We start from the raw sequence: 26,156 nt of genomic DNA, 5'->3' as shown, positions 1-26,156 counted from the left end.
CATATGGAAGGCAGAATGAATATGTCAGAATTTTGGAAGAATATAAATACTTATTATAAACGATATGGATTACATGCAACGATAGTCCGTATTATAGATAAAATGACAGGACAATCTCGTGTAGATTATATGACATGGTATCAGAAAACAAAGCCGACAAAACAGGTGCTCAAAATACAGCGAGAAACAACATTTCCATATATGCCGGAGATTTTGGTAATTGTGCTGGAGAATAAGAGTGGATTTCATCGACTGGCTGACTCTTTGAAAGATCAAACTTATTCAAGGTGGAAGCTTTGCAAAATAAGAGAATTAAATGATGTAGTGGAAATTCTGAAAGAAGCGAAAGAAGAGTATGTGTTGATTACGCAGCCGGAAGATGAACTTTCAGCGGATGCATTCTTTCATTGTGTGAAGTCATTGAATGCAGACAGAACAATTGAAGCAATTTATTCTGATGATGATATAATAAAAAATGAGACAGAATATGAAGAACCAGCTATGAAGCCGGATTTAAATCTGGATATGCTTAGAAGTTGTAATTATATTCATAATTTTTTATTGGTAAAAAAGAAACTTTGTCAGGAATTGTTTGAGGAGTGTTTGGAAAGTTGGAATGGACAAATTGACTGGAAGTATGACGTTATATTTCGATGCATAGAAGAAAAACACTCAATCCATCATATCGCAAAAGTGTTGTATCACAGGAATGTAGAGCATGTTCAAGTGTGTGACGAACAAGAACGCAAAGCAATTGATATGCATCTGAAGAGAATGAATATAAAAGGGAATGTAGAAAAGACAGAGTATAGAGGGATTTATCGTGTCAGATATACGATGAAAGAAACACCGCTTATTTCCATTGTAATTCCTAATAAAGATCATGTGGAAGATTTAAAAAAATGTATTGATTCTTTGGAAAAAAAGAGTTCCTATGACAATCGAGAATATATCATTGTCGAAAATAACAGTACAGAAGAACAGACATTTGCCTACTATAAAGAATTGGAAGCAAAATGTCCAAGAGCCAAAGTAGTTTATTGGAAAGAAAAAGGTTTTAATTATCCGAAAATCAATAACTATGGAGTGCAGTATGCAAAAGGAGAGTATATTTTATTCCTGAATAATGATACGGAGATTCAGAATCCGGATTGTCTTGAGGAAATGCTCATACATTGCAGCAGACCAGAGGTAGGAGCTGTCGGAGCCCGCTTATTTTATGAAGATGGAACAATTCAACATGTAGGTGTGATTGTTGGGCTCGGAGGAATTGCGGGACATCCTTATGCAGCCGAAGCAGAAGAAACGTTAGGGCATATGGGAAGAGTTCATATGATTCAGGATTTAAGTGCAGTAACGGCGGCATGCATGATGGTGAAAAAAAAGGTTTTCTTTGAAGTTGGTAAATTTGAGCCGGAGTATGCGGTTGCGTTTAATGATGTGGATTTATGTATGAAAATCCGGAAGGCGGGATATCTGATTGTTTATACTCCATATGCAAGACTGACACATTATGAATCTAAATCAAGAGGTTTAGAAGATTCTCGTGAAAAGGTGAAACGTTTTGATTCGGAGGTAGCACTTTTTGAAGAGTGTTGGGGAAAGGAATTAGAAAAAGGCGATCCTAATTATAATCCTAATTTCAGACTGGATGAAAAAGATTTCCGATTGAATGTACATGTCAGAAGGTAAGAATAAAAAGATGAATGTAAAGCAAATCAGCGAAAGATTGAATAAAGAGAATGTAAAAAAAGGTTTTGAATATATTCGTAGAAATGGTGTCAGCAGATTTTGGACACTTGCGAAAGCAAAAGCTTTTCCGGCAGGAAAGAGTTATAAAGAGTGGTATGAAGAACATTGTCCGACAAAAGAAGAGCTGATGCGTCAAAGAGAGGTTGAATTTTCTGTTCAGCCTCTTATTAGTATTGTTGTGCCGACATACCAGACTCCGATTCCTTTTTTGAAAGATATGATTGATTCGGTAAGAAAACAATCTTATGAAAAGTGGGAACTATGTATTGCAGATGGAAGTTTGAACGGAGATGAAAATGACACAAAAGTCATTCGTGTCAGAGAAGAATTGAATCGTTATTCCATGGAAGATAAAAGAATTAAAGTAGTTTATCTGGAAGAAAATCAGGGAATTGCAGAGAACACAAATCAGGCACTAGCGCTCGCTACAGGAGAGTATATCGGGTTGTTTGACCATGATGACATGCTGACGCCAGACGCTTTATATGAGATTGTAAAGGCAATTAATGACTATGATTATGATGTGTTGTACACAGATGAGGATAAAATCTCAGAAGATAGTCACGATTATAAAAAGCCAGTGTTTAAACCGGATTACAGCCCGGAATTGTTATGTGCTAATAATTATATCACTCACTTTTTTGTGGCTAAAAAATCAATTGTAGATCGGTTGGGAGGATTCAGAAAGGAATATGATGGATCTCAGGATTATGATTTTATCTTTCGGTGTGTAGAACTGGCAAAAAAAGTAGGACACGTTTCTAAAGTTTTGTATCACTGGAGGATGCATGAAGGCTCGGTAGCAGGAGATCCAACAAGTAAAATGTATGCGTACGATGCGGGCAAGAAAGCAATTCAGTCACATTATGAGAGAGTTGGTATTCAGGCTAATGTAGAGCATATGGAGCGACTGGGACTATATCACACAGAATACAAGATGATAAAGCAGCCTTTGATATCTGTGATTGTATATGGGGAAGATGATGAAAAAAAGAAAAGATGTTCAGAGTGGTTCAAAAGAAAAGATTATTCGAATTTGGAAATTTTAGCTTCTGCAGGAATAAACGTTGAAGAAATTAATGCTCTTGCAGAAAAAGCGAGAGGATCTTATCTGTTTTTTGTTTCAGAAAATCTGGAGAGTGTAGAAAGAGACGCATTGCAACAAATGGCTGGAGTTTTACAGATACAAAATGTTGGTGCCGTGAGCGGAAAGGTGATTGGGCGAAAACATACTGTAGAAGATGTAGGAGTTGTGTTTAGAACAAATGGGGATTTGTGCAAAGCGAATTATGGTATTGGAGATTGCGATTATGGAGATATGTTTCGGGCAAAAGTAATGAGCAATTATAGCATTTTATCTTTGAATTGTTTCATGACACACAAAAATACATTTGAAGAATTAGGCAGATTTAATAAACATTTTTCTTTAAGTTTTGCGGCAGCAGATTATTGTTTAAAACTGAGAATGCATGGGAAAAGATGTGTCATGCAGGCATCAACAGTCTGGGAATCAAAAGGTTCGATGAGAACTGGTATAATCAATGATGAAGAACGTGAAAGATTTTATAAAGAATGGCAGGAAGTTTTAAGAATGGGAGATTCTTATTACAATTCTAATTATGCAAAACAGGGAGCACTTTATATTCTGGAGTAGGAGTAAAAAATGACAATACGAAATGTGATAGTAGCTTGTGATTATGCCTATATAGAAGGAGGCGCAGCCAGAGTGGCTGTTCAGACTGCAGTTGAGCTGTCGAAGCGAAGTAACCTGAAGGTTTATTTTTTTGCAGGTTGTGGTGAACCATGCCAGGAGTTAGTTCAAAGTTCTGTACAGGTGATTTCGCTGGGAATGTATGATCTGCTCGGAAATCCAAGCAAATTAGATGCTATGAAAAAAGGAATTTATAATCGGAAAGCTGGAAAATTGCTGGAAGATTTATTAAATACTTTGAAAGAAAATGAAACAATTATCCATGTGCATACATGGACAAAAGTGTTATCCAGTGCAATCTTTGCTATTGCGGATAAAAAAAATATACCAGTATTTTTGACTGTGCATGATTATTTTCTTACATGTCCCAATGGAGGCTGCTACGATTATGTAAAAAATGAAATCTGTGAGAGGAAGCCAATGTCTTTTAATTGTGTTGTTTGCAATTGTGATTCCAGACATTATTATTATAAAGTCTGGAGATGCATGAGGCAGTTCAGGCAGAATCGGGTTATGCGAAATTGCAAAAATATTCGGTATATATTTATATCTGAATTTGAAAAAAAGCAATTGGTGAGACGTTTTGGCGAACCTAAGTGGCAGTTTATGCTAAAAAACCCAAGTACATTTTCAGAAAGAAAACGAGTATTGGCAGAAAAGAATGAGATATATCTGTACATTGGGCGAGTATCTGAAGAAAAAGGAGTACCACTTTTCTGTGAGGCAGTAGAAAATGCGGGAGTAAAAGCAGTTGTAGTCGGAGATGGCGGATTAAAAAAAGATTTGGAAAAAAAGTATCCAGACATTACGTTTACAGGCTGGCTGGAAAAAGCACAGATAGATCAATGGATTGAAAAAAGCAGATGTCTGATATTTCCGTCAAGATGGTATGAGGGATCACCACTTACGGTACCGGAAGTTCAAGCTTATGGTATTCCATGTATCGTGACAGACTGCAGTGCGGCAGTTGATAATATTGTGACAGAAAAAAATGGTTTGATTGTAAAAGCAGATGGAAAAGAAATGTGCAGCGCAATTGCCAAGATGGCGAATGATGAAATCGTAGCGAAGATGTCATATAATACATTTGAATTGTTCGATGAAAAAAGTTATTCAAATGATGTATATATTAAAAATCTGCTGCAGATTTATGAAAAGGGAGTCTAGAAATGAAAATTTCGGTCATTATCGTAGCTTATAAAAGTGGAGACATTCTTGTGAAATGTTTGGATTCTATTGCAAAATACAATGATATTGAAGATGAGTTGGAAGTGATTGTGGTAGACAATAGTCCAGAAGATGAAAGAATAGAACGAGATTTAGCAAAATCACAATATAAAAATTATCGATATATTCCATCGGACAATCGAGGATTTGGTGCCGGCAATAATCAGGGAGTAGATATATCAACCGGGGAAATCCTTGCATTTTTGAATCCGGATATTATGTTAATTGAACCAATATTTAAAAAAGTCTGGGAGAAATTCCAGAAGGAAAAAGATCTGATGCTCATGGGAGGGAAACTTTTGTTTGAAGATCTAAAACCGGGCTTTTCATTTTACTTTGATTACAAGCCTTCTATAATAAAAAAATGGTCATTAAAATTATGGAATCGGAAAGACCGTTATGATGAAAAGAACATGTATATTGCTGGGGCAGATTTGTTTGTAAGACGAGATGCTTTTTATGAGGCGGGAAAATTTGATGAGAATATTTTTATGTATTATGAGGAGCCGGATTTGATTCGAAGACTTCGAAAGGTGCAAAAAGATTGTAAGATTGTGTATGAACCGGGAATTCGAATGATTCATCTGGAAAAGAAGAGTACGCCGATGTCTATGAATATGATTGGGCACGAAATGGATTCTTGTATTTATTATGGAAAAAAATATGGGCTGGATTATAAGAAGAAGATTCGTTTTGAATACAGATATTATAAATTAAAAAAGATGATTTATAGGGTGTTGAAGAATCAAAAAGCAGAGCGTATGAATGAAATTATTCAATATCTGAATGAAAATTATATAAAAATATTACGTAAATATTAAAGAAATGTTAAGAATTATGCATCTGATTAGGGTTGTAGACAATTTAAAGATATAGTATAATTTGTAGAATAAAGAGCTATATTTCGAAAAGTCAGGTGAAAATTGTGATTAAAGATAATCAAAAGCTATTTAATAGATTACATGTGTTGATAGATGCACTTATTATTATATTTTCTTATGGAGCAGCGTGGTTTATCCGTTTTAAAAGTGGATTATTCGCGCTGTCTTCATGGTATCTTTCTTTGAACCAATATATGAAAGTGCTGGTGTTTGTAGTACCTATCTATTTGATTCTATATTATGCGTTTCAATTGTATACTCCAAAGCGTGGACAGGGAAGAAGAATTGAAGCGTGGCATATCGTACAGGCTAATATTATTGGTCTCTTAGTATTTATTCTAATACTTTATCTCGCAAAAATGACAGATTATTCCAGAAAGATGTTGTTTGTATTTTTCTGTGTAAATGTAGTTGCTGAGATAGGGTTTAGAAATGTGTTACGATGGATTCTCAGAAAGTATAGAAAGCAGGGATATAATCAGAAACATATCTTGTTGGTCGGATATAGCCGTGCAGCAGAAGGATATCTGGATCGCGTGGTAACACATCCAGAATGGGGATATATTGTAAAAGGAATATTGGCAGATAATAAGCCTGAAGGAGAGGAATATCGAGGAATAAAGATTCTTGGCGGAACAGATAAACTGGCAGAAATTCTTCCGCAGAACCAATTGGATGAGATTGTAATTACGCTTGGACTGGCTGAGTATCATAAACTGGGACGGATTGTTAATATGTGCGAAAAGTCTGGTGTGCATACGAAATTTGTTCCGGATTATAATAATATTATTCCGACAAAACCGTACACCGAAGATTTGATGGGAATGCCGGTCATAAATATTCGACGGGTACCTTTGAATAATATGTTAAACGCAGTGGCAAAGCGTTGTGTGGATATTTTTGGAGCATTGGTTGCGATTATATTGTTTTCGCCGGTAATGCTTGTTACTTCAATCATTATTAAAGTAACTTCACCGGGACCACTTATTTTTAAACAGGAAAGAATTGGAAAGCATAATCGTCCGTTTTATATGTATAAGTTCCGTTCTATGGTTGTTCAGGATGAAAAAGATGAAAAGAAAGGCTGGACGACGAAAAATGATCCACGTGTGACACCAATTGGAAGATTTATTCGTAAGACAAGTATTGATGAATTGCCACAGCTTTTTAATATATTAATAGGAGACATGAGTCTTGTCGGACCAAGACCGGAAAGACCGCAATTTGTTGAAAAATTCAAAGAGGAAATCCCAAGATATATGATTAAGCATCAGGTAAGACCTGGACTTACAGGTTGGGCACAGGTGAATGGATACAGGGGAGATACATCTATTCAGAAGCGTATAGAATTTGATCTTTATTATATTGAAAACTGGACAATGGGATTTGATTTTAAAATTATTTTCCTGACATTTTTTAAAGGCTTTATTAACAGGAACGCATATTAACCAGGAAATGGGAAGACTCGGATAAGAGGAGTGGAAGTATGGATAGAAAGAGATTGAATAAAAGACAGCAAAGATTGGAACGTGAACGCAGGCTTAAAAAGAAACGCAGAAAAAGGATCATCATTATTATGGTTGAATTATTAATCCTGGCAGGTCTTGGAGTTGCAGCTTATGGAATGTTCGTTATGGATAAGATGGATACGACTACGCTGAACAAAGATGATCTTAATATTTATAAGAGTACAGGAGATTATACGAATATTGCATTATTTGGTCTGGATTCCAGAGAAGGCGAGCTGGATGGCGGAGTACAGAGTGACTGTATGATGATAGCCAGTATTAATAATAAGACCAATGAGGTGAAATTAATTTCACTCTATCGAGATACACTTTTGAAGCAGGAAAATGGGAAATATCAGAAAGCTAATTCTGCATACCGTATGGGAGGACCAGCCGAAGCAATTGCGCTACTGAATCGTAATTTAGATCTTGATATTGAAAAATATATCAGCGTCAACTTCAATGCATTGGCAGATATTATAGATGCGTTGGGCGGAATTGATCTTGATTTTACAGAAGATGAAATTAAATATACCAATATGTATTGCGATGAAACTGAAATTGTAGTAGGTCGTGAAACTTCCAGACTTAAAGGAGCAGGAACACATCACGTAGATGGTATTCAGGCAGTAGCGTATACGAGAATTCGATATACAAGTGGAATGGATTTTGAGAGAACACATCGTCAGAGAATTGTATTAGAAAAAATAGTTGAAAAAGCACAGAGTGCAAACGTGATTACATTGAACAAGTTGATTAATGAAATCGTTCCACAGATTTCTACAAATCTGACAACAGGTAATTTCCTGGCGCTTGCATCAAAAGCAACAAATTACAAACTTAGTGATATGTCTGGATTTCCGTTTGAAGTGACAACATGTGACAATGTAAAAGGACACAAAGGGTCTTATGTCGCTCCAGTTGGATTGGCTAAAAATGTAACAGAATTACATCAATTTTTATTTGGAAAAGAAGATTATGATCCTTCTGATGAAGTGAAAGAAGCAAATGATGCAATTATAGAATTGACAGGGGTTGATCCGAAAACTTATAAAGAGACTACAGACTTTACTTATAAGAGTGGAGGAGAAGAATCAGATACTTCAGAAAAGCAAAATAGTAAATAAAGGGGAATTTTAAATGCAGGTGGATGTAATCATTCCAACATACAGACCAGGAAGTGAGTTTGGACAATTAATTAGCAAGTTACAAAAGCAAGAATATCCGATTCATAAAATTATCATAATTAATACGGAAGTAGGAGAATTTCCACAAATGCTTGAATCAGAACCATATCAGATTGAAGTTACTCACATCAGACAAGAAGAGTTTGATCATGGGGGAACAAGAAATATGGGAGCTAGTATTTCACAGGCAGATATTGTTCTCTATATGACACAGGATGCGATTCCGGCAGATAATCAGTTGATCGAAAGATTTGTGGAAATATTTAAAAGTAATCCAGAAATTGGGATTGCATATGGAAGACAATTGCCAAGAGAGGATTGCAATATAATAGAAAGATATACAAGAAGGTTTAATTACCCGGAAAAAAGCAGAATCAAATCAAAAGTTGATTTATCACAGCTTGGAATTAAAACATTTTTTTGCTCAGATGTATGTGCAGCTTATCGAAGAAACTATCTTTTGAGTGCAGGAGGATTTGAAGATCCAACTATATTTAATGAAGATATGATTTTTGCCGGAAAGAGGATATTAGCTGGAGATAAGGTGGCATATGTGGCAGAAGCGAAAGTGATACATTCACATAATTATACGGGAAGTCAGCAATTTCATCGTAATTTTGATCTTGCAGTGTCACAGGCACAACATCCGGAAGTGTTTGAAGGAGTTCCGTCAGAAGGAGAAGGAATCCGTATGGTAAAAGCGACTGCAAAATACCTGATCCGGAGCGGACAGCCTTTGGAAATATGGAATTTGATATATCAGTCAGGATGTAAATATATGGGATATTTCTTGGGAAAGCGATATGAAAAATTACCAAAATGGCTCGTATTAAAATGTACGTCAAGTCCAAAATACTGGAAAAATCTTAAGAAACACAATTTCTGTTGAAATTTGTAAAAAAATAGGATATTATTAATCTGTTTAATTCTGTTCAATGAAAGGAAGTTTCGATGGTTAAGAAAAGAAGAAGTAATCGTAAGGTACATAGAGGTAGAAGAAAAAAAAGAGGATTTTCTACCTGGTCGTTAGGTAAGAAGATAGGCGTGATTGCTGTTAGCATACTATTAGTACTCGTGATTGGTGGAGGAGCAGCGGCAGCTGCTTATGTGACCAGCAAGGTGGACAAGATGGAAGTCCAGAAGCTAGATGTGAATAAGCTGGAAATTAATAAAGAAGTAGAACATAAGACGGGATACTTAAATGTTGCGTTATTTGGAGTAGATTCCAGAGAGGCTTCTTTGGGGAAAGGTACCAGAAGTGATACAATCATGATCGCAAGTCTGAATCAGGAGACTGGAGAAGTAAAGATTAGTTCCGTATATCGTGATACGATTTTGCAACAGTCAGATGGTACATACAATAAAGCGAATGCAGCATATTCCTTTGGAGGAGTAGAAGAGGCAGTTGCACTGTTGAACAAAAATCTGGATTTGAATATTGAGCATTACGTTGCAGTGAATTTTAATGCTATGATTGATGTGATTGATACACTTGGTGGTCTGGATATTGAACTTACGGAAGAAGAAGTTAAGTATACGAATATGTATTGTGATGAGACTGCTGTAGTAACAGGACGTCCATTTGAAGAAGACCTGGTTGGTGCTGGGGTGCATCATCTAGATGGTGTTCAGGCTACTTCTTTCTGTCGTATTCGTTACACGAAAGGCGATGACTTCAAAAGAACTGAGCGTCAGCGCTTTGTGATTGAGAAGATTGTAGAAAAATTACAGGCAGCTAATCTTGCAACAATCAATAAAATTGCAGACGACGTATTTGCAGAGGTAGGTACTAACTTTACATTACCGGAAATTCTTTCTTATGCAAAAGATTTTAAAAAGTATAAATTGGGAGAAACTACGGGATTCCCATTTAATAAATCAACTGGAACATTAAGCGGAATTGGAAGTTCCGTACTTCCTACTGATTTAGCAGGAGATGTGCAACAGCTTCATCAATTCTTCTTTGGAGATGATGGCTACACCCCATCAGATGTTGTGCTGAGTATTGATGCAGGTGTTAAAAAGAAAGCAACTGATGTTGGTAAAGGTACAACAAAAGATAATGACAGTTATTACGATAACAGCTCTAACAGTTCTTCTAAGGGTTCATCAGGAAGTAGTTCCAATAAATCTTCAGGAACTTCAAGTAGAGGCTCCGGTAGCGGCAATTCCTCTGGCAGTAGAAGCTCCGGTGGCAGTAAATCAGACAGCGGATCAGGCGGCGGCTCCGGCAGCGGTAGTTCAGGCAACAGCGGTTCCGGTGGTGGAAGTGAATCTGGAGGAAGCGGTTCTGGCGGCAGTAGTTCCGGTGGCGGAAGTGAATCTGGTGGAAGCAGCTCCGGCGGCGGAGAATCTTCCGGTGGTGAAAGTGCAGAATAATGTATAACCATTCTTAAAATACAGAAACTATAGAAAAAAGAGGTAAAGTACATGAAGTTTTTAAAGAAAGTACTGGCTGCAGTTGCCTGTGTATGTGTGCTGGCTGCCAGCGTGACACTGACATCCCATGCAGCTGGCGGTAGAATTTCTTTTGCAGATCCGAGTACGGCTGTGGGAGATATGGTAGACGTAAAATGTGTTTTAAAATCCAGCAGTGGATCTCTTGGAAGTTCATCAGTAACACTTTCTTATGATGCCAGTGCATTGAAGTTTAATTCCGGTGATGGAGTGACCGGTGGTGATGGAACCCTGACATACTCAGGAAATGGCGGCTCTTCAGAAGTGTCATTTACCATGACATTCCAGGCACTGAAAGAAGGTTCTACAGAGATTACGGTAGCATCTCAGGATGTGAAATCCAGTTCTGGTTCAGAGGTTAAGCTGACAGAAGGAAAATCTACAGTGAAAATCGCTGCCGGAGATCCTTCTAAGATCGTGGATGATACTCAGGCAGCAGAAAGTGCTGACACAGCAGCTAGTGGCGATGTTACAGTTAAGGTGAACGGTACATCTTATACGCTGAGTGATTTTGTAGAAGCTTCTGTTCCAGCAGGATTTAAAAAGACAACAATGAATTATGAGGGCGCTGACCGCCCAATGGCTTATAACGAGACAAATGGTGTTTACCTTGCTTATCTGACATCAGCGGATGGTAATTCCAATTTCTTCTTATATGATGATTCAAATGCAACATTTGCACCATATGAAGAGATTGATATTTCCGATACAACAACGATTGTTCTGTTAAGTGATACAAGTGTGAAGCTGCCATCTAATTATGCGCAGACAACACTGACGCTGAACGGACAGGAATTCCCTGTATGGCAGGATAAAGACAAAGATGGATTCTATCTGATGTATGCTGTAAACAACAATGGTACGAAGAATTTCTACGAGTATGATTCTCAGGAGAATACGTATCAGAGATGTGATGTAAAGCAGGATACCGGAGCAAGCAATGCTAAGAAAAAGGCAAATGGCTTCTTTGACAAGATGCAGAATGTGATTGACGGACATTTTAAAGTATTTGCGATGATCTTTATTGTTATTTTACTTCTTCTCATTATCCGTTTGATTGTGGTTCGTGTGAAGCTTCGTAACCGTGATATTGAGTTGGATGACCTGTATGATGAGTATGGAATCGACTTAGAAGAGGAAGAACCGGAACCGGCTCCGAAGAAGATAAATAAAAAGAAAGCTCAGCCGGCTCCGAAAAAAGGCAAAAACAAAAAAGTCGTAGACGAAGATGATTTCGATGACTACGAAGATGACGAATTTGGCGATGATGACGATGATGATGACGATCGTTATGATAGCAAGCGTTATGATGACGAAGATGATTATGCAGATGATGACTTTGAAGAAGAGAAATTTGATGAAGTCAGAGAAGCACCGCTTCGTACAGTGAAATTCGATGATTTTAATACCATTACGGATATGTCTTTATATGAAGATGAGAACTTCGAATCATTTGTGATGGATGAGGAAGAAGAGGATGATATGGTAGATGATTTAGATGATCTGCTCAGTGAGCGCCCGAAGGAGAGACGCAGCCATTCTGAGAAGGATGACACATTCCAGGTGGATTATATTGATCTGGATTAATAAGAGTGAAATGAGTAACCAGGGAGGAATGCATAATGTAAGATGCATTCCTCTCTTAATAAATGGAACTTAAAAGGCATAAATGGAGTTTGAAAGGCATAAATGGAGCTTAAAAGGCAGCAGGAGGGATTATGTACGATTATATTATTGTAGGGTCTGGGCTTTATGGAGCAATCTTTGCCCATGAGGCTATGAAGGCAGGAAAGAGCTGTCTCGTTGTAGAGAGACGTTCGCATATCGGTGGAAACATTTATACAAAAGAGATGGAAGGAATCCAGGTGCATCAGTATGGAGCACATATTTTTCACACAAGTAATAAAGAGGTGTGGGATTACATTGGACAGTTTGCAACATTTAACCGTTATACGAACTGCCCGGTGGCATATTATAAAGGCCAGATGTACAATATGCCGTTCAATATGAATACATTTCATAAGATCTGGGGTGTGATCACACCGGCAGAGGCGAAGGATAAGATTGAGGAACAGGTGAAGGAATATGGCGTGAAGGAGCCGAAGAACCTGGAAGAGCAGGCAATCAGCCTGGTTGGAAAAGATATTTATGAGATTCTGGTTAAGGGGTACACTGAGAAGCAGTGGGGAAGGCGTGCGACAGAGCTGCCGCCGGAGATCATTAAGAGACTGCCGGTCCGCCTGACTTATGATAACAATTATTTTAATGACCTTTATCAGGGGATTCCGGTGGGAGGCTACACGCAGATCATTGAGAAGATGCTGGAAGGCGCCAAGGTCCGCCTGAATGTGGATTATCTGAAAGAAAAAGAAAATCTTCGCCCACTCGGTAAAAAAGTAGTGTATACTGGACCTGTAGATGCATATTTTGACTATTGTTTTGGTGAATTAGAATATCGTACGGTCCGTTTTGAGACAGAGATTCTGGATACGGACAATTATCAGGGAAATGCGGTAGTCAATTATACAGAGTATGAAGTTCCATATACAAGAATCATTGAGCATAAGCATTTTGAATTTGGAACCCAGGAGAAGACCGTTATTTCCAGAGAGTATCCGGTGACATGGAAGAAAGGGGACGAACCTTATTATCCGGTCAATGATGAGAAGAATACAGCACTTTATGCAAAATACAAAGAGCTGGCAGAGAAGGAAGAGAACGTAATTTTTGGAGGACGTCTGGGACTTTACCGTTATATGGATATGCATCATGTAGTGGATGCGGCGTTACAGGCTGTAAGAGAAGAAATGAAATAAATGATAACGAGGTTAGAAACCGGGTATCATCAAAGGAAGATAATGAACGTAAAGAAGGAGAAAGTATTATGAAATGGAAGCAGTTTCGTTTAAAAACAACGACACAAGCGGAGGATATTGTGAGCAGTATGCTGGCAGATCTTGGAATTGAAGGTGTACAGATTGAGGACAAGATCCCGCTTACAGAACAGGATAAGGAGCAGATGTTCGTGGATATTCTGCCGGATATCCCAGATGATGACGGAACAGCATATTTGACATTTTATCTGGATGAGGAAGAAGATGTGGCGCCGGTTCTTATGAACGTGAGAAAAGAACTGGAAGATATGCGTGCATTTCTTGATGTTGGGGAGTGTACTATTGAGGAATCTGAGACGGAAGATGTAGACTGGGTCAACAACTGGAAGCAGTACTTCCATCAATTCTATATAGACGACATTCTTGTAATCCCATCCTGGGAAAAAGTAAAGCCGGAGGACAGCGACAAGATGGTCATTCACATTGATCCGGGTACAGCGTTCGGAACAGGTATGCATGAGACGACACAGCTTTGCATCCGGGCGTTGAAAAAATATGTGACATCCGAGACGGAGATTTTAGATGTTGGTTGTGGAAGCGGGATTCTTGGAATGCTGGCGCTTAAGTTCGGGGCAAAGCATTCTCTTGGAACAGATCTTGATCCATGCGCCATTGATGCGACTCACGAGAATATGGAAGTGAATGGGATCCGCAAGGATCAGTATGAGGTCATGATCGGAAATATCATTGATGACACGGCTGTTCAGGATGCGGTTGGATATGAAAAATATGATATTGTAGCAGCAAATATTCTGGCAGATGTCCTTGTTCCGCTGACGCCGGTCATCATTCATCAGATGAAGCCGGGTGCTGTATATATTACAAGTGGAATTATCGAAGATAAAGAAAATGTTGTAGTAGAAGCTGTGAAGGCTGCCGGGCTGGAAGTTCTGGAAGTGAATCACCAGGGCGAGTGGGTATCTGTTGTAGCAAGAAAGAATGCCTAGAGGAGTAAAGAGAAATGCAGCATTTTTTTGTAGATGCCTCTCAGGTATCGGAAGAAACAATCCGGATCGAAGGCACTGATGTGAATCATATGAAAAATGTGCTCCGTATGCGGATTGGTGAGGAAGTGACGGTCAGTGACGGTCAGGGAAAAGAATATCTCTGCCAGGTTCTGGATCTTGAAGAGGAGCAGGTGCAGTTGAAAATCGTAGAGACGAAAGCTTCAGATGCGGAACTCCCATCAAAGATCTATCTGTTTCAAGGTCTTCCGAAGCAGGAGAAGATGGAATTGATCGTGCAGAAATGTGTGGAGCTTGGGATTTATGCGGTTGTCCCGGTGTCCATGAAGCGGTGTGTGGTGAAGCTGGATGCAAAAAAAGGGGCGAAGAAAGTGGAGCGTTGGAATACAATTGCAGCCAGCGCAGCCAAACAGTCCGGGCGGGGGATCGTGCCGGAAGTGATGTCTGTGAAGACTTATAAGGAGGCCCTTGAGATGGCAAAAGATTTGGATGTTGTATTGGTGCCTTATGAGTGTGCAGAAGGTATGGACCACACAAAGAAACTGATACAGTCTATAAAGCCGGGACAGTCTGTTGGAATATTTATCGGACCGGAAGGCGGATTTGATCCGGATGAGATTGTGCTTGCATGTGAGACGGGCGGTCAGGTCATAACTCTCGGAAGGCGTATTTTACGGACAGAGACAGCGGGACTTGCGCTATTATCTGTGCTGATGTTTCAACTGGAGCAAGTTACATATTAAATTGCAGGGACATATATTGATGATAAGAAGAGACAGTGATCAACTGTTATTGGAAAAAAGAAAACAGGAAGTGAGATAGAATGAAGGAAGTATATCTGGACAATTCTGCTACGACGAGAGCATACCCGGAAGTGGGAGATCTGGTCCGTAAGGTATTGTGTGAAGATTATGGAAATCCATCTTCCATGCACCGTAAGGGCATGGAGGCTGAAAAATATATAAAAGAAGCGAAAGAGACATTTGCAAAACTTTTAAAGGTGCAGGAGAAAGAAATCTTTTTTACCTCCGGAGGTACGGAAAGTGATAATCTGGCATTGATCGGGGCAGCAAAAGCGAATCGAAGAGCAGGGAATCATCTGATCGCATCCGGAATTGAGCATCCGGCGATCATTAATACGATGCGTTATCTGGAAGAGGAAGGATTTCGTGTCACATTTCTTCCGGTGGACCGCTTTGGAAGAATCAGTCTGGATGCACTGAAGGATGCACTCTGTGAAGACACGATCCTTGTATCTGTGATGTATGTGAATAATGAGGTGGGATCCGTACAGCCGATCCAGGAGGCTGCCAGCATGGTAAAAGCGTATAACAAGAACATTTTGTTCCATGTGGATGCCGTGCAGGGATTTGGAAAGTATCACATTTACCCGAAGCGCCTGAAGGTGGATATGTGTTCCATCAGTGGACATAAGATTCATGGACCAAAAGGAATCGGAGTGCTTTATATTGATGAACATGTGAAGATAAAACCAATCGTATTTGGCGGTGAACAACAGAAAAATGTCCGTTCCGGTACGGAAAATGTACCTGGAATTGCAGGGATTGGTCTTGCTGCGAAGATGATTTATGAAAATCTGGATGAAAAAGTTGCAGCGATGCGTGCGATGAAGGAGCATTTTATTGAAGGCGTGAAGCAGATCCCGGATACGACCATCCATGGTCTTTATGATGAGACCAGTGCGCCACACATTATCAGTGTTGGATTTGCGGGAATCCGAAGCGAGGTTCTTCTGCATGCGCTGGAAGATAAAGGCATCTATGTATCCAGTGGTTCTGCATGTGCTTCCAACCATCCGCAGATCAGTGGCGTGTTAAAAGGAATCGGAGCCGGTCAGCAGTTTTTGGATGCAACGCTTAGATTCAGTCTTTCTGAATTTAATACGATGGAAGAGATTGACTATACATTAGATACTCTGTATAATATAGTACCGATGCTTAGAAAATATACCAGACATTAGAGATAAATGAGGAGAAGATCGATGAGATTTCATACATTTTTATTGAAATACGGGGAGATTGGTATCAAAGGAAAGAACCGTTATCTTTTTGAAGATGCTCTTGTAAGACAGGTGCGTTATGCGTTAAAGGATGTAGACGGGAACTTTGATGTCCACAAATCCCAGGCAAGAATCTATGTGGACTGTGAGGGTGATTATGATTATGAGGATACGGTGGAACATTTGAAAAGAGTGTTCGGACTGGTCGGAATCTGCCCGGTTGTCCGTATGGAGGATAAAGGTTTCGAGGAATTGAAAAAAGACGTGGTAGCTTATATGGCAGAGATGTATCCGGACCGCAACTTTACATTTAAGGTAGAGTCACGCCGTGCCAGAAAGTCATATCCGAAGAACTCTATGGAAATAAGCCGTGACCTTGGAGAGGCGATTCTCTATGCGTTCCCGGAGATCAAAGTAGACGTACATCACCCGGATGTACTGGTAAATGTAGAAGTGAGAAATGAAATCTATGTTTATTCTGAGGTTATTCCAGGAGCAGGCGGAATGCCGGTAGGAACCAATGGAAACGCTATGCTTCTGTTATCCGGTGGGATTGACAGCCCGGTCGCAGGCTATATGGTATCCAAACGAGGAGTTGGTCTTGAGGCAACTTATTTCCATGCACCGCCGTACACAAGTGAGCGTGCAAAGCAAAAAGTTGTTGATCTTGCGAAGATTGTGGCAAGATATTCCGGACCGATCAAATTACATGTTGTGAACTTTACAGATATTCAGTTGTATATTTATGACAAATGCCCGCATGACGAGCTGACTATTATTATGCGCCGCTATATGATGCGTATTGCGGAAGAATTCGCAAGACGTGATGGCTGCCTTGGACTGGTGACGGGAGAGAGTATCGGACAGGTGGCAAGTCAGACTATGCAGAGCCTGGCTGCAACGAATGATGTATGTACGATGCCGGTATATCGTCCGCTGATTGGATTTGATAAGCAGGACATTGTAGATGTGGCAGAGAAGATCGATACTTACGAGACCTCCATTCTTCCATTTGAGGATTGTTGTACCATTTTCGTGGCAAAGCATCCGGTCACAAAGCCGAATATCGAGGTTATCCGCCGTTCTGAGGAGAATCTGGCAGAGAAGATCGATGAACTTATGCAGACAGCGTTAGATACAGCAAAGATCATTGAAGTGAAATAGAAAAAGTGAAATAAAAAGGGGCAGCCCTTCGAAAGGAAGAACTGCCCTGTTATCTTTACTGCTTTGCTTTTGATATATGCTTTTTGGCCTGAATCCTACTTAGGATCTTCGCTTACGATATAAGGCTTGATTGCTTCAAGAATAGGACCCATCTCAGAATCTGTTGCGTGGATATTCAGAGTTGTTGGCTCATTCAGATCCAGACTGAAGATTCCCATAACAGACTTAGCGTCTACGATATATCTTCCGGAAACAAGATCAAAGTCGTTGTCGAATTGTTCAAGCTCGTGAGAAAAAGAGTTCACCTTTTGGATTGAATTTAAATAAACCTGTACAGTTTTCATTGTACGTTACCTCCTTATTTATCATACTTCTATCATCTCTATCTTAAAAGTATGACAGATAAAAGTCAAGAAACAAATTACCAAATATTTTGAAAGGAATGTGTAAAATGAAAAAGAAAGCTGCGCTCCATAATCTGGGCTGCAAAGTAAATGCATATGAGACAGAGGCTATGCAGGAGCTTCTGGAGCAGAATGGATATGAGATCGTGCCATTTAAAGAAGGGGCAGATGTCTATATTATCAATACATGTACAGTCACCAATGTTGCAGACCGCAAATCCCGGCAGATGCTTCATAAAGCACGGAAAATGAACCCGGATGCGGTAGTTGTGGCGACAGGCTGTTATGTGCAGGCAAGAGGAGAAGATATCGACCCTTGTGTGGACATCGTAGTTGGAAATAATAAAAAGAAAGACCTGATCGCGATTCTGGACGAGTATTACAATGCTCAGCATAAAGTAAAAAAAGAGCTGCTTGATATCAACCATGAGAAAGAATATGAGGAGATGCAGGTCACCCATACAGCAGAGCATACCCGTGCGTATATCAAGGTCCAGGATGGGTGCAATCAGTTCTGTTCTTACTGCATCATTCCGTATGCGAGAGGACGTGTCAGAAGCCGTAACCTGGAACATGTATTAGAAGAGGTGCGGACACTGGCTGCTTCCGGATATAAAGAAGTTGTGCTGACAGGAATCCATCTGAGTTCTTATGGAATTGATACCGGGGAGAGCCTTCTGGAACTGATCCAGAAAGTACATGAAATTGACGGCATTAAAAGAATCCGGCTTGGATCTCTGGAGCCGAGGATCATTACAGAAGAATTTGCTTCCAGTATTGCTGCACTTCCGAAGATGTGTCCGCATTTTCATCTGTCATTACAGAGTGGCTGCAATGCGACCCTGAAGCGTATGAATCGTCGTTACAGTGCAGAAGAATATATGGAAAAATGTGACCTTTTACGGAAATATTTCCACAATCCGGCACTGACAACAGATGTAATCGTAGGATTTCCGGGGGAGACGCAGGAAGAGTTTGCCGAGTCCATGGATTTTGTAGACCGCGTGAATTTCTATGAAACACACATTTTCAAATATTCCAGAAGAGCAGGAACAAAAGCAGCCGTGATGCCGGATCAGGTTCCGGAGGAAATAAAAAGTGAGCGAAGCGCGAAAATGATCGAGCTTGGACATAGAAAACAGAAAGCTTATGAAGAAAAACTCCTTGGAACGACACAGGAAGTGCTGATGGAAGAGGCAGTTGAGACAGAAGACGGCATTTACCAGGTCGGGCATACGAAAGAATATGTTAAAATTGGTTTAAAAACAGAAGAAAATCTATCAAATCAACTGAAAAATGTTAAAATCGAAGATACAAAGCAAATAATTCATTGAATTTTGACAAATGATAGGTTAGAATAAGATTGAAGAAATGTAATTATGAAGATGTGAGAATAATTACAAAGTAATGTGAAGGACGTGAATAGTATGAAAGAATTAAGCAATACACAATTTTTTCAGGTAGAGAGTGCACCACAGATTCAGGCAAAAGATATTCTTGAAATTGTGTACAAGGCTCTTGTGGAAAAAGGGTATAATCCGGTGAACCAGATCGTAGGTTATATTATGTCAGGTGATCCGACTTATATTACCAGTTACAATGGTGCCCGCAGTCTGATTATGAAGATGGAACGGGATGAGCTGGTTGAAGAGATGTTCAAGACGTATATTGAGCATAATAAGTGGGGATAATATATATGAGGATTATGGGGCTGGACTACGGCTCGCGTACAGTCGGGGTGGCTGTCAGTGATCCTTTGGGGATAACTGCGCAGGCTGTAGAGACTATATGCCGTAAGGACGAGAACAAGCTTCGGAAGACATGTGCCCGCATCGAGGAACTGGTGGCAGAGTATAAAGTTGAGAAGATTGTGCTTGGACTTCCGAAGCATATGAATAATGATATTGGAGATCGGGCGGAAAAATCTATGCAATTTGGTGAGATGATCGGACGACGGACCGGCCTTGAGGTCGTGATGTGGGATGAGCGTCTGACTACTGTTTCGGCAGAGCGGACTTTAATCGAGAATAAGGTAAGAAGAGAAGACCGCAAGAAGTATATTGACCAGATTGCGGCTGTTTTTATATTGCAGGGATACCTGGACTCCGCACACCTGAATAAAGAAGGGTAGAAGATTTATGGAAAAGATTACATTTGCGTCTGCAGATTCACAGGAAAATGAAGAGTTTTTTGTGTTGGAGCAGACAAAGTTAAATGGAGTATCTTATATTCTTGTCACGGATTCGGAAGAAGACGATGCAGAATGTTGGATTTTAAAAGACACGTCACCGGAGGAATCATCCGAGGCAATCTATGAGTTTGTGGAAGATGAAAAAGAACTGAATGGGATAATGGGAGTTTTTGAAGAACTTCTGGAAGATGTGGAAATTGAAAGGTAATGAATTATGTCAGTCAGTCAGGAGAGTTTTAAGAAAAAGTTAAAAGAAAAAGGGCTTAAAGTGACGAATCAGAGACTGCTTGTACTGCAGGTTCTTGCAGAGAATAAGGACAGACATCTGACTGCTGAAGATATCTATGAGCTCGTAAAAGAAGATTACCCGGAGATCGGGCTGGCAACCATTTACCGAACAGTGCAGTTGTTACTGGAAATGCAATTGGTGGATCGTATTAATCTGGATGATGGATGTGTGCGTTATGAGATCGGGGAGACGCTGGATGGCACAGGAAAGCACCATCATCACCATCTGATATGTAAAACATGTGGAAAAGTACTGCCTTTTAAAGACGACCTGTTGGATGAACTGGAGCGGCATATAGAAGAAGAGACAGGATTTCATGTGTTAGACCACGAATTAAAGTTCTACGGACAGTGCAGTGAATGTAGAAAGAAACAGAAATAGACCCTTTGTTACACTGGGGGTCTGTAATTACGTGGAGGTGTAAACTTGAAAAAAGAGAATATTGGAAGTATGCGTATCATTCCACTCGGGGGACTCGAGAAGATCGGAATGAACATTACTGCTTTCGAGTACGAAGACAGTATTATTGTTGTGGATTGCGGATTGGCATTCCCGGAGGACGGTATGCTTGGAATTGACCTTGTTATTCCAGATGTGACATACCTGAAAAACAATATTGAGAAAGTAAAAGGATTTGTTATCACGCATGGTCATGAGGACCATATTGGAGCATTAAGCTACATTTTACGGGAAATCAATATCCCAATCTATGCAACAAAGCTTACGATGGGTATTATAGAGAAGAAACTAACAGAGCACAATCTGCTTCGCTCAACGAGAAGAAAAGTAGTAAAACATGGACAGTCTATCAACCTTGGACAGTTCAGGATAGAATTTATTAAGACGAACCACAGTATCCAGGATGCAGCAGCACTTGCAATCTATTCCCCGGCAGGAATTGTTGTGCATACAGGAGACTTTAAGGTGGATTATACACCAGTCTTTGGAGATGCTATCGATCTTCAGAGATTTGCAGAGATTGGAAAAAAAGGAGTACTGGCACTTTTGTCAGACAGTACCAATGCGGAACGAAAAGGCTTTACACAGTCTGAACGTACGGTAGGTATTACCTTTGATCATATATTTGCAGAACATCAGAATACAAGAATCATCATTGCGACATTTGCGTCTAATGTAGATCGTGTACAGCAGATCATCAACTCAGCGTGCAAGTATGACCGTAAGGTTGTGGTAGAAGGACGCAGTATGGTGAATATCATTCAGGTAGCACAGGAACTCGGATACTTGAATGTTCCGGAGAACACGATGATCGAGATTGACCAGCTTAAGAATTATCCGCCGGAGAAGACGGTTCTGATCACGACCGGAAGCCAGGGTGAGTCTATGGCGGCTCTTTCCAGAATGGCGGCAGACATTCACAAGAAGGTAACGATCATGCCAGGCGATACAGTTATTTTAAGCTCTAACCCGATCCCTGGAAATGAGAAATCCGTATCCAGAGTTATCAATGAGCTGTCTGAGAAAGGTGCAAATGTTATCTTTCAGGATGCTCATGTATCCGGACATGCGTGCCAGGAAGAATTAAAGCTGATTTATTCACTGGTCAAACCAAAGTATGCAATACCGGTACATGGTGAGTACCGTCACAGAAAGGCGAATGCGAACCTGGCAAAATCTCTTGGAATTCCAAAAGAGAATGTCTTCATGCTTCAGTCCGGAGATGTACTGGAAGTCAGTGAACAAGAGGCAAAAGTCGTAGATAAAGTCCATACGGGAGAGATTCTTGTAGACGGACTTGGTGTCGGTGATGTGGGAAATATCGTACTTCGAGACAGACAGCATCTGGCAGAGGACGGAATTATGATCGTAGTCCTGACGTTAGAGCGCGGAAGCAACCAGCTCCTGGCAGGACCGGATATTGTGTCCCGTGGATTTGTCTATGTTCGTGAGTCAGAAGATCTTATGGAAGAGGCAAGACAAGTCGTAACTGACGCAGTAGAAGATTGCCTGAATCATCAGAGAAATGCTGACTGGAGCAAGATAAAATTAGTGATCCGTGATACAATGAACGAATTTATCTGGAAAAAAACAAAACGTCGTCCGATGATTTTGCCGATTATTATGGATGTATAAAGTGATATTTATTTAAAAGGGGACGTAGTACTTTGAAGAAGTGCTACGTCCCCAATTGCGAAGAGGGGTGTCCCCAATTGCGAGGTGGGGTGTCCCTGATTGAGGAGAGAGGTGATTGTAAATGATCGTAGATGAGCGGATGGTGACTTATATCCGGTCGCTGGAGGTGCCGGAAAGCGCGGTAATTGAAGCGATTGAGCAGGAAGCTTTAAGAGACCGTGTGCCGATTATCCGGAAGGAAATGCAGAGTTTTCTGAAGGTTCTGCTGATGATCAAAAGACCGATGCGGATTTTGGAAGTAGGAGCTGCGGTTGGTTTTTCGTCAATTCTTATGAGTGAATATATGCCGGAAGGCGGGCATATTACAACAATAGAAAATTATGATAAACGAATTCCGATAGCCCGGGCGAATTTTAAACGGGCAGGGAAGGAAGAGCAGATTGATTTGATTGAGGGAGATGCCCTGGAAGTGATGCATGGCCTGGAAGGGCCGTATGACCTGATATTTGTGGATGCGGCAAAAGGGCAGTACATTCATTACCTTCCGGAAGTCATGCGGCTTCTTGGGACAGATGGAGTGCTTGTGTCAGATAATGTGCTGCAGGAGGGTGATATTATTGAATCCAGATTCGCGGTGGAGCGCAGAAACCGGACTATTCACAGCCGTATGCGGGAATATCTCTATGAGTTAAAGCATCATGATCAGTTGCAGACATCGATTATTCCACTGGGAGACGGCGTGGCATTGAGTGTAAAGCGCAGTGATATTTAAATAGTGATAGATATTTAAGCAGTGATATTTAAGAAGAATAGAAAGTTAATAAAAAGAGAAGGAGAAGAGAAGTATGAGTCAGAAACGTCCGGAATTATTAATCCCGGCCAGCAGTCTGGAAGTATTGAAGACTGCGGTTATGTTTGGTGCAGATGCAGTATATATTGGTGGCGAAGCATTTGGGCTTCGTGCGAAAGCAAAGAATTTTTCCATGGAAGATATGAAGAAGGGTGTGGAATTTGCGCATGCACATGGTGTAAAAGTACATGTGACGGTCAATATTCTTGCGCATAATGATGATCTTCCGGGAGTAGAAGAGTATCTGAAAGAATTAAAAGAAGTTGGACCGGATGCGCTTATTATCGCAGATCCCGGTGTGTTTGAGCTGGCAAAGGAAATCTGCCCAAAGATTCAGCGCCACGTCAGCACGCAGGCGAACAACACGAACTATGCGACCTATCAGTTCTGGTGGAAGCAGGGAGCTTCCCGCGTAGTATCTGCCCGAGAATTATCCTTGAGAGAAATCAAAGAAATCCGTGAAAGAATCCCGGCTGAGATGGAGATTGAAAGCTTTATTCACGGAGCAATGTGTATATCATATTCCGGAAGATGTCTGCTTAGTAATTTCTTTACCGGTCGTGACGCAAATCAGGGAGCATGCACGCATCCGTGCCGCTGGAAATATTCCATCGTGGAAGAGACGAGACCGGGAGAGTATATGCCTGTCTATGAAAATGAGCGTGGAACATACATTTTCAACTCAAAAGACTTATGCATGATCGAGCATATTCCGGAAATGATCGATGCCGGAATCGACAGCTTTAAAATTGAAGGGCGTATGAAAACGGCTCTTTATGTTGCAACAGTTGCAAGAACTTATCGCAAAGCGATAGATGACTATCTGGAAGATCCACAGAAATACAGAGATAACATGCCTTGGTATCTGGATCAGATATCTAACTGCACATATCGTCAGTTCACTACAGGATTCTACTTTGGAAAACCAACCGAAGAGAGCCAGATCTATGACAGCAATACTTATGTAAAAGAATATACTTATCTTGGAATTGTAGGAGAAATCTGTGACGGGCGCTGTAAGATTGAGCAACGTAACAAATTCTCAGTCGGTGAGACAATTGAGATTATGAAACCGGATGGAGAAAATGTAGAAGTTGCAGTCAAACGGATTATCAACGAAGAAGGTGAAGACCAGGAGAGTGCACCACATTCTAAACAAGTGCTCTATATTGAGTTAGAAGGCGGTCAGGCAAGCCCATATGATATTTTGCGCAGGCAGGAGCCAGAAGTTCAGTAAGGCGGTAAATGAGAACTCGTTGCATAGAATATCATGAATTTCTTTTCTTGTGTAATAAAAAAAGATGCGCTGGCGAAGCGCATCTTTTTTAATATGTATCAATGTCAATATCGATGGAGTGCGATACTTACATTCCAGGCTCAAGCTCTGCTTCTGCCATTTCTTCGGCTGCTTCAGATGCTTTCTCATAAGTTCCGTTTTTCATACGAATGTGTTTGAAAATTGTTCCACCTACAAATCCTGCAACACTTCCTCCGATAGCTGCGAACAGAAGAGCAAGTAATACATTCTGAACCGGGTTAAATGCAAATGGTGCTAACAGTCCAGGGATTGGAGATGCTGTACCAGGTGCATCATTTACAACATGGAATACTGCTGCTGAAATTCCGGCAAATCCACCTCCGAAGAAGTTAGAACCGTAAATCGGAATCGGGTTTGCAGTAACGATTGGAGCCTGTGTTAATGGCTCGAGCATAACGCCGATCACATTACCCTTGTTACCAAGTTTCAGTTTGTGGAATACAAATCCATTTGTAAAGGACCCACCAAAACATGCGATGGCTGCAATACCCATTGGAAGACCGGTCAGTCCTAACATAGCTGTGAGCGCCATAGAACTAAGCGGCGACGTACAGATCATCTTCATCATTCCACCTAACAGGAATCCCATAACGATTGGAGACTGGTCTGTAGCAGCAGAAATAGTAGCACCAATGTGTGACAGAATCCATGTTACACCAGGATCAACAACTGTTACAATAATACGGGCAACTGGAGCAATTATAAGTGCTCCTGCAATAATGTTAATTCCAACAGGAAGTTTCTTTTCAATAATCGGAGCGATGAATCCGATGACATAACCTGCGATAAATCCAGGAAGGATTCCGAATCCACCAACAGCAACACCGGCTACAACTGCGAATAACGGGTTAGCACCCATTGCAATCGGAACAAGAGTAGCTGCGGCAACACCGCCCATGCTTCCGGAGATATCTCCAACTTCACGTAAGAATGCAATGCCAATCAGATCACCGGAAATATACTTATGAATTGCTTCAACAAGGAATGTTGCAACGGCTGCGTCTGCCATACCGCCCATTGCAAGAGATCCTTTTGGCATCTTCAGACTGAAAACAGAGAAGACTGCCAGAGTGACGAGTAGTAAACCTACACCAGATAAAATTGTTACCATACTTTGTACCTCACATTTCTTTAATTTGTTATTTTAATAACATCGCCGTGTTTATCGATGAGATTAATATATAAGCATGGTTACAAAAAGTATCAAATGGTGTCAAAATACCATTAAAAATTTAACAAATCGC

At 40.4% G+C, this 26,156-nt stretch carries 24 protein-coding genes; 22 read left to right on the top strand and 2 right to left on the bottom strand.

The features are described from left to right. Positions 1–3: 3 nt before the first annotated feature. The 14 genes from G593_RS0107840 to thiI all read left to right on the top strand — a co-directional run bounded on the left by G593_RS0107840 (position 4) and on the right by thiI (position 17,766). Positions 4–1,692: a glycosyltransferase family 2 protein gene (locus G593_RS0107840; protein ID WP_029731310.1), complete on the top strand. Its 1,689-nt coding sequence runs from the start codon at positions 4–6 to the stop codon at positions 1,690–1,692. A gap of 10 nt (positions 1,693–1,702) precedes the next feature. After that, positions 1,703–3,406: a glycosyltransferase family 2 protein gene (locus G593_RS18495; RefSeq protein WP_242827061.1), complete on the top strand. Its 1,704-nt coding sequence runs from the start codon at positions 1,703–1,705 to the stop codon at positions 3,404–3,406. Positions 3,407–3,415: 9 nt separating this feature from the next. Then, entirely contained in the window at positions 3,416–4,630 is a 1,215-nt protein-coding gene (locus tag G593_RS0107830) for a glycosyltransferase family 4 protein (RefSeq protein WP_005337858.1), read from the top strand. Between the two features lie 2 nt (positions 4,631–4,632). Beyond that, positions 4,633–5,511 carry a glycosyltransferase family 2 protein gene (locus G593_RS0107825; RefSeq protein WP_005337855.1) on the top strand — a complete coding sequence of 293 codons (879 nt, stop codon included), beginning with the start codon at positions 4,633–4,635 and terminating at the stop codon, positions 5,509–5,511. Positions 5,512–5,615: 104 nt separating this feature from the next. Beyond that, positions 5,616–7,019, top strand: a complete 1,404-nt coding sequence (locus G593_RS0107820) for an undecaprenyl-phosphate glucose phosphotransferase (RefSeq protein WP_005337854.1) — start codon at positions 5,616–5,618, stop codon at positions 7,017–7,019. Positions 7,020–7,057: 38 nt separating this feature from the next. Continuing rightward, the gene (locus tag G593_RS0107815) at positions 7,058–8,206 is read left to right on the top strand and encodes an LCP family protein (RefSeq protein WP_005337853.1); all 1,149 of its coding nucleotides are present in this window, start codon (positions 7,058–7,060) and stop codon (positions 8,204–8,206) included. A 13-nt stretch (positions 8,207–8,219) separates the two neighbouring features. After that, a complete protein-coding gene (locus G593_RS0107810) occupies positions 8,220–9,155 on the top strand; it encodes a glycosyltransferase family 2 protein (RefSeq protein WP_005337852.1) in 936 nt (311 codons plus the stop codon). A gap of 62 nt (positions 9,156–9,217) precedes the next feature. Beyond that, a complete protein-coding gene (locus G593_RS0107805) occupies positions 9,218–10,645 on the top strand; it encodes an LCP family protein (protein ID WP_022279640.1) in 1,428 nt (475 codons plus the stop codon). Between the two features lie 51 nt (positions 10,646–10,696). Next, positions 10,697–12,310 (top strand): hypothetical protein, encoded by a 1,614-nt coding sequence (locus G593_RS0107800; RefSeq protein ID WP_029731308.1) that lies wholly within the window; start codon positions 10,697–10,699, stop codon positions 12,308–12,310. A gap of 131 nt (positions 12,311–12,441) precedes the next feature. Then, the gene (gene glf / locus G593_RS0107795; RefSeq protein WP_029731307.1) at positions 12,442–13,539 is read left to right on the top strand and encodes a UDP-galactopyranose mutase; all 1,098 of its coding nucleotides are present in this window, start codon (positions 12,442–12,444) and stop codon (positions 13,537–13,539) included. Positions 13,540–13,607: 68 nt separating this feature from the next. Continuing rightward, the gene (prmA, locus tag G593_RS0107790) at positions 13,608–14,564 is read left to right on the top strand and encodes a 50S ribosomal protein L11 methyltransferase (protein ID WP_022279642.1); all 957 of its coding nucleotides are present in this window, start codon (positions 13,608–13,610) and stop codon (positions 14,562–14,564) included. 14 nt (positions 14,565–14,578) lie between these two features. Then, positions 14,579–15,325, top strand: coding sequence for a 16S rRNA (uracil(1498)-N(3))-methyltransferase (locus G593_RS0107785; RefSeq protein WP_029731306.1), 747 nt, complete (start codon positions 14,579–14,581; stop codon positions 15,323–15,325). Positions 15,326–15,405: 80 nt separating this feature from the next. Next, positions 15,406–16,563, top strand: a complete 1,158-nt coding sequence (locus G593_RS0107780) for a cysteine desulfurase family protein (RefSeq protein WP_029731305.1) — start codon at positions 15,406–15,408, stop codon at positions 16,561–16,563. 21 nt (positions 16,564–16,584) lie between these two features. Then, a complete protein-coding gene (gene thiI, locus G593_RS0107775; RefSeq protein WP_029731304.1) occupies positions 16,585–17,766 on the top strand; it encodes a tRNA uracil 4-sulfurtransferase ThiI in 1,182 nt (393 codons plus the stop codon). Positions 17,767–17,861: 95 nt separating this feature from the next. Here thiI and G593_RS0107770 read toward each other — a convergent pair whose 3' ends face one another. Next, positions 17,862–18,110 carry an HPr family phosphocarrier protein gene (locus tag G593_RS0107770; protein WP_005331686.1) on the bottom strand — a complete coding sequence of 83 codons (249 nt, stop codon included), beginning with the start codon at positions 18,108–18,110 and terminating at the stop codon, positions 17,862–17,864. A 107-nt stretch (positions 18,111–18,217) separates the two neighbouring features. On the opposite strand from G593_RS0107770, the gene mtaB reads away from it, so the two are divergent. From mtaB to G593_RS0107730, 8 genes are all read left to right on the top strand, one after another. Continuing rightward, complete coding sequence (mtaB, locus tag G593_RS0107765; protein WP_005337845.1) at positions 18,218–19,504, top strand: tRNA (N(6)-L-threonylcarbamoyladenosine(37)-C(2))-methylthiotransferase MtaB; 1,287 nt, start codon at positions 18,218–18,220, stop codon at positions 19,502–19,504. 93 nt (positions 19,505–19,597) lie between these two features. Further along, a complete protein-coding gene (locus G593_RS0107760; protein ID WP_005331681.1) occupies positions 19,598–19,861 on the top strand; it encodes an IreB family regulatory phosphoprotein in 264 nt (87 codons plus the stop codon). Positions 19,862–19,866: 5 nt separating this feature from the next. After that, positions 19,867–20,301 (top strand): Holliday junction resolvase RuvX, encoded by a 435-nt coding sequence (gene ruvX, locus G593_RS0107755; RefSeq protein WP_029731303.1) that lies wholly within the window; start codon positions 19,867–19,869, stop codon positions 20,299–20,301. 7 nt (positions 20,302–20,308) lie between these two features. Continuing rightward, the gene (locus G593_RS0107750; RefSeq protein ID WP_005331675.1) at positions 20,309–20,569 is read left to right on the top strand and encodes a DUF1292 domain-containing protein; all 261 of its coding nucleotides are present in this window, start codon (positions 20,309–20,311) and stop codon (positions 20,567–20,569) included. A gap of 6 nt (positions 20,570–20,575) precedes the next feature. Beyond that, positions 20,576–21,031 carry a Fur family transcriptional regulator gene (locus tag G593_RS0107745; protein WP_005331674.1) on the top strand — a complete coding sequence of 152 codons (456 nt, stop codon included), beginning with the start codon at positions 20,576–20,578 and terminating at the stop codon, positions 21,029–21,031. Between the two features lie 45 nt (positions 21,032–21,076). Further along, on the top strand, positions 21,077–22,744 hold the full coding sequence (locus G593_RS0107740) for a ribonuclease J (protein ID WP_005337844.1): 1,668 nt from the start codon (positions 21,077–21,079) through the stop codon (positions 22,742–22,744). Positions 22,745–22,865: 121 nt separating this feature from the next. Beyond that, on the top strand, positions 22,866–23,516 hold the full coding sequence (locus tag G593_RS0107735) for an O-methyltransferase (RefSeq protein ID WP_005337843.1): 651 nt from the start codon (positions 22,866–22,868) through the stop codon (positions 23,514–23,516). 73 nt (positions 23,517–23,589) lie between these two features. Then, positions 23,590–24,831, top strand: coding sequence for a peptidase U32 family protein (locus G593_RS0107730; protein ID WP_022279648.1), 1,242 nt, complete (start codon positions 23,590–23,592; stop codon positions 24,829–24,831). Between the two features lie 127 nt (positions 24,832–24,958). Here the strand turns inward: G593_RS0107730 and G593_RS0107725 are convergent, their stop codons facing one another. Continuing rightward, positions 24,959–26,023, bottom strand: a complete 1,065-nt coding sequence (locus G593_RS0107725) for a PTS sugar transporter subunit IIC (RefSeq protein WP_005337835.1) — start codon at positions 26,021–26,023, stop codon at positions 24,959–24,961. Between the last annotated feature and the right edge of the window lie 133 nt (positions 26,024–26,156).

Source organism: Dorea sp. AGR2135 (assembly GCF_000420885.1).
Lineage (GTDB): Bacteria > Bacillota > Clostridia > Lachnospirales > Lachnospiraceae > Dorea > Dorea formicigenerans.
The sequence above is the reverse complement of the archived record's forward strand: the minus strand, read 5'-3'. Positions and strand labels throughout refer to the sequence as shown.